Source organism: Mycobacterium sp. (assembly GCF_049585075.1).
Classification (GTDB): Bacteria; Actinomycetota; Actinomycetes; order Mycobacteriales; family Mycobacteriaceae; genus Mycobacterium.
On sequence record NZ_JBAUZA010000081.1, the window covers coordinates 1 to 4,868 of the forward strand.

Here is a 4,868-nt window from a genome sequence, read left to right on the forward strand (position 1 = left end):
TCTCCATGTAGATCAGGAACCCGTGATCCCGGTGGCCGACGTCGGACGTCGGTGGGGTGAGCGGCGCCGCGGTGAGGCTCGGATCGCCGACGGTGAACGACTCGTTGTCGGCGTAGGCGAAATTGTAGTTGCCGAGGAACGGGTTTTCGTCGGTGAAGGTCGTGGTCACCTGCGCGGAGGTGGTGCCCTCCGGGACCGTCCCGGAGATGTCGCGTTCCTCAAACCCGGTGATACCCAGGCGATCCCATACCGTGACTGGGTTGAGCGAGCCGGTGCCCAAAACGTCCCCATGGGCGTCGAGGAAGGTGACTTGCACTGAGGCGTCGGACGCGTTCAAGCCTTGGCCGCCGAGGTCTGCGCTCAGCGTGTACGGCGTTCCGGCTGCGCCGGTGAGGTCGACGGTTTGGCTGATGGTAGACGTGGCCACGGGTCCGCCGCCGGCGAAATTGTCGCCGCCGCCCGGGGGCGCGGCCTGTGGAAAGTCGAAAAGCTTTGGGAACGGAGTCGAGAGTCCGAGCGGATAACCGCCCTGGGTGCCATAGGCGATCACGGTCGGCGTGCCGGTCTCCGTCCAGCCCGGAATGGTCACCCCACTGTAGCCCGACCCGGACGGGTCGGCCGTTTCGAAGTTGGGGTTGACCAGCAAATTCTCACTCATCGGCACAGCGGCAGTGGGATCGGCGGCCGGATCGACGTGGTTAAACCAGGTGTTGAGCGCGGTGTCCACCTGCTGACCCAACGCGTTCCAGTCCTGCTCCAGCACCTGCCACCAGGCATCAGCAGGGCTGGCCGCAGCCACCGAACCCACATCGGCGGCACCCACGCCCAGAGTGCCCAGCTCCGGAACCGCTCCGGAAACGGCAGCCAGATCGCCCAACGAACCACTGATCGCATTGAGGACCTGGTCAATGACCGCATCAAACACGTCGGCATTGGCTTTCGGCAGGTTGGCCAGCGGCCCCAGCCCCAACGTCAGGAACGCGCTGATCGCGCCGGTGAAACCGACGGCACGCCGACGGCGGCGGATCATCGCTTTGCGCGAGTGCAGATTTTGCTTCCTGACGCGTCGATCAGCCATCGCCGGTACTTCCCGTCCACACACTTATATTGGTCTCAGGTCTACTTAAGCTAAACCTTGGGTTTTGTTTCAGCAAGACCACCGCAGCCATCAGCCGAAAGTGGATGAGACCGACACGATTGATCCTCACGTCGCAGGCATCCTTATCGTCTACAGAACAGGGGACGAAGGGAGGACAGATGCCGGCGACCCGATGGGAAAAGCGCGTCGACGCCGGTGACTGGAGCGCCATCGCCGATGCCGTCGACGACTACGGCGGAGCGCTGCTGCCCCGGCTCTTGACACCCAGCGAAACCCAACGGCTGCGCAAGCTGTACACGAACGATCAATTGTTCCGCTCCACCATCGACATGGCGCCACGCCGCTACGGCTCCGGACAGTATCGATACTTCCGCGCTCCGTATCCGGAACCGATAGCGCATCTCAAGCAGGCGTTGTATCCGCGGCTGCTGCCGATCGCCCGGGACTGGTGGGCCAAGCTTGGCCGGGATGCTCCCTGGCCGGACAGCCTCGACGAATGGCTGGATATGTGCCATGCCGCCGGCCAGACGAGATCCACCGCGCTTGTCCTCAAATACGGGGCGAACGATTGGAACGCGCTTCACCGAGATCTATACGGGGACTTGGTGTTTCCGCTTCAAGTGGTCATCAACCTGAGCAATTTCGAGACCGAGTACACCGGTGGGGAGTTCATGCTTGTCGAACAGCGGGCGCGAGCCCAATCACGCGGCACCGCAACACAATTGCCGCACGGGCACGGCTACCTGTTCACCACCCGTGACCGACCGGTGCAGTCGGCTCGCGGTTGGTCGGCTGCGCCGGTGCGCCATGGCCTGTCCGTCGTACGCTCAGGTGAACGCTACGCGCTGGGACTAATCTTTCACGACGCCGCTTGAACGCGCCTCCTCGGATCCCGTGGGCGCAATAGGTGCGGTCTCCTCATCGACTTGTGTTGTGTCAGAAACTGATTCACGGCCGAGCGCGATCGTGGCAGCGATCATCGCAATAACCGCCACCACCAGTATCAGTCCTCCGCCACCACGGACAGCCAGATGCTCCCCGAGTATCACGACACCCAACAGCACCGCGACCATCGGCTCACCGACCAGCATGACCGGTACGGAGGCTTGCAGCGCGCCGGCGTGAAATGCCGACTGCTGCAACACCGTTACCGTAAGGGCCAGCACTATGAGCAAATAAGGGGCCGGCACCGTCAGTAGTCCATGCCACCCGTGCGTAGCGAGGCGATGAGTGCTGATTTTCGTCAGAACCGCGATCAAGCCCACCAACACGGCGACAGCGGTGGCCAACAGCATGGCGCGCAGTCGACCGGAGGTCCGATGAGCCGCTACCACACAAAGGATCACCACCGGGACTGTGCCGGCCAGCGCCACGCTCCAGGCGGGTACGGGCGGGCGATAATGGCCTTCACGAGGCTGGCCGACTAAGACGAATACCGCGAGCGCTCCGGTCAGCAGCAATGCCCAACACCAATCGCCCACAGTCACATGGTGTTTGGAGAACTTCGCAGCCAGCGGCAGCACGAACAGCAGTGCGGACACTAGCAGTGGTTGCACGAGCAGCAATGACCCATGTGCCAAAGCAACCGCCTGGAACGCGTACCCGCCAACCGCAACCAGTGTGCCCGCCCACCATGCTGGCTGACGAACCCACGACGTCACAATCGCACCCGAGTCCTCCCGGTGGGCGGCCTCTGCTTGGATCGCGCGCTGCCGGACAACCATTCCGACCGCAGCAAAGAACGCAGCAAGCAGCGCCGATCCGATCGCCACCGCATGATGCGCCGCCCACTCCATGAATGCCTACCTACCCCGATGCCCGTGATATCTAACTCAGATACCCGGTCTGATTCACCAGCCGCACCGACGACGCCCCGTCGGGATAGAACTCCGCGATGCTCAACGACGCCAGGTCCAGGTGCAGGCGGTAGAGGATGCCCGGCCCGGCATCGAGGGCTTGGCGCAGCAGCATTTTGATCGGGGTTACATGCGATACGACGAGCACGGTGGTGCCGCCATAATCCGCCAGTATGCGGTCTCGCGCCTGGCAGACTCGCTGGCTTACGTGATCGAAGCTCTCCCCGCCCGGCGGCTCGGTGCTGGTGTCGCGCAGCCACTGTCGATGCAGTTCGGGATCGCGTTCGTCGGCCTCAGCGAAGGTGAGGCCTTCCCATGCGCCGAAATCCGTCTCGATCAGGTCGTCGTCGACGGTCAAATCCAAGCCCAGCGCTTTGGCGGCCGTCGCCGCGGTGTCATAGCAGCGTTGCAGCGGCGAGCTGACGACCGCCGAAATCCCGCCACGTTGCGCCAGATACCGGGCGGCGGCGTCGGCCTGCTGCCACCCAAGCTCGGTCAGCGACGGGTTACCGCGTCCTGAGTAGCGTCGCTGCACGGACAACTCGGTCTGGCCGTGGCGCAGCAACAACAGCCGGGTGGCAGTACCACGCGCGCCCGTCCAGCCTGGCGGCGACGGGGTTTCGCTTACTTGGGCCGGCGCTTCGGCCTCGGCGGCAGCGTCCATCGCCTCGTTGGCCAACCGATCGGCGTAGGAGTTCTGCGCGCGCGGAATCCAGGTGTAGCTGATCTGCTCGAACCGCGACGCCAATTCCCGCGCCTTCGCGTTGAGCTCTGCCAGGTCGGGATGCTTGACTTTCCAACGCCCCGACATCTGCTCGACCACCAACTTGGAATCCATCGAAACCGCGACCTCGGTGGCGTCGAGCTTTGCGGCTTCCTCCAAACCCGCGACGAGTCCGCGATATTCGGCGACGTTGTTGGTGGCACGGCCGATCGCCTGCTTGCTTTCAGCCAATACGGTCGACCGGTCAGCTGTCCAGACCACTGAACCGTAGCCCGCCGGCCCAGGGTTACCGCGTGACCCGCCATCGGCTTCGACGATGACCTTCACTGGCTTACGCCTTTGACTCGCAACAAGATCGCACCGCATTCAGGACACCGCAACACATCATCTTCGGCCGCCGCCGAGATCCTGGACAGCTCGCCACGATCGATTTCGATCCGACATGCCCCGCACCGGCGGCCCTGTAGCGCCCCGGCACCAGGACCGCCGCCGGCACGCTGGCGTTCGTAAAGTGCTATCAGCTCAGGATCTAACGCCGCGGTAAGTTCATCGCGCCGCGTCGAGTGAAGACGGCGGGCTTGTTCGATCTCTTCGAGTGCGCCGTCCAGGGCATGCTGCGCAGCGGCCAGATCGGTTTGCAGCGCCTCACTCTTAGCTACCTCAGCAGCCTGTTCGGCTACCAGCTGCTCGCGGCGCTCCATCACTTCCAACAGCGAATCCTCCAGGCTGGATTGGCGGCGCTGCAAGGTGTCCAGTTCGTGCTGCAATTCCGATAATTGCTTGGCGTCTGCGACCGATTGCAGCAGCGAACGGTCCCGGTCCTCGCGTTGGCGCACCGCGTCGATCTCCAACTCGAAGCGTGATATCTGCGCGTCCAAGTCTTCTAACGCCATCACCAGAGCCCCCAGCCGGTCATCGACGGCGACCTGATCGGTTTGCAGTCGCTCACAGTCCTTGCGCTCGGACAAATGGCCAGCGCGGTGCGCGATCTTGGATAGTTCGGCGTCCAGCTCCGCAATTTCGAGCAGCGAACGCTGCTGTGCGACTGCGGCTTTCATCAGCGCTCACCCCCATCGGCGTTGTCGACATTCCACGGATCGGTCCGGATCGGGCACACGCGTACCGAGAGGTCGTCGCCGAAAGCCGACCGCAAGACATCGGCAGCCTGTTCACACCAAGGGTATTCGCT

General features: G+C 63.6%; 4 protein-coding genes and 2 pseudogenes. 1 reads left to right on the forward strand and 5 read right to left on the reverse strand.

All coding sequences use genetic code 11. The features are described 5' to 3' along the window. Nucleotides 1-1,078: pseudogene (locus WB785_RS03900) on the reverse strand (hypothetical protein); the annotation flags it as partial. A 179-nt stretch (nt 1,079-1,257) separates the two neighbouring features. Between WB785_RS03900 and WB785_RS03905 the strand changes: the two are divergent. After that, entirely contained in the window at nt 1,258-1,974 is a 717-nt protein-coding gene (locus WB785_RS03905) for a 2OG-Fe(II) oxygenase (protein WP_424077379.1), read from the forward strand. Here WB785_RS03905 and WB785_RS03910 read toward each other — a convergent pair. The 4 genes and pseudogenes from WB785_RS03910 to WB785_RS03925 form a co-directional block, all read right to left on the reverse strand. Next, entirely contained in the window at nt 1,951-2,895 is a 945-nt protein-coding gene (locus WB785_RS03910) for a DMT family transporter (RefSeq protein ID WP_424077380.1), read from the reverse strand. The genes WB785_RS03905 and WB785_RS03910 overlap by 24 nt on opposite strands. A 31-nt stretch (nt 2,896-2,926) precedes the next feature. Then, nucleotides 2,927-4,006, reverse strand: coding sequence for a bifunctional RNase H/acid phosphatase (locus tag WB785_RS03915; RefSeq protein ID WP_424077381.1), 1,080 nt, complete (start codon nt 4,004-4,006; stop codon nt 2,927-2,929). After that, nucleotides 4,003-4,737, reverse strand: a complete 735-nt coding sequence (locus tag WB785_RS03920) for a zinc ribbon domain-containing protein (RefSeq protein WP_424077382.1) — start codon at nt 4,735-4,737, stop codon at nt 4,003-4,005. The genes WB785_RS03915 and WB785_RS03920 overlap by 4 nt, the downstream gene beginning before the upstream one ends. Continuing rightward, nucleotides 4,737-4,868, reverse strand: a pseudogene (locus WB785_RS03925) (Nif3-like dinuclear metal center hexameric protein); the annotation flags it as partial. The gene WB785_RS03920 and the pseudogene WB785_RS03925, both read right to left, overlap by 1 nt.

Excerpts from the sequence above, each read along its gene's own strand:
- WB785_RS03905 (WP_424077379.1), top strand. The coding sequence starts at position 1,258 with ATGCCGGCGACCCGATGGGAAAAGCGCGTCGACGCCGGTGACTGGAGC.
- WB785_RS03910 (WP_424077380.1), bottom strand. The coding sequence starts at position 2,895 with ATGGAGTGGGCGGCGCATCATGCGGTGGCGATCGGATCGGCGCTGCTT.
- WB785_RS03920 (WP_424077382.1), bottom strand. The coding sequence starts at position 4,737 with ATGAAAGCCGCAGTCGCACAGCAGCGTTCGCTGCTCGAAATTGCGGAG.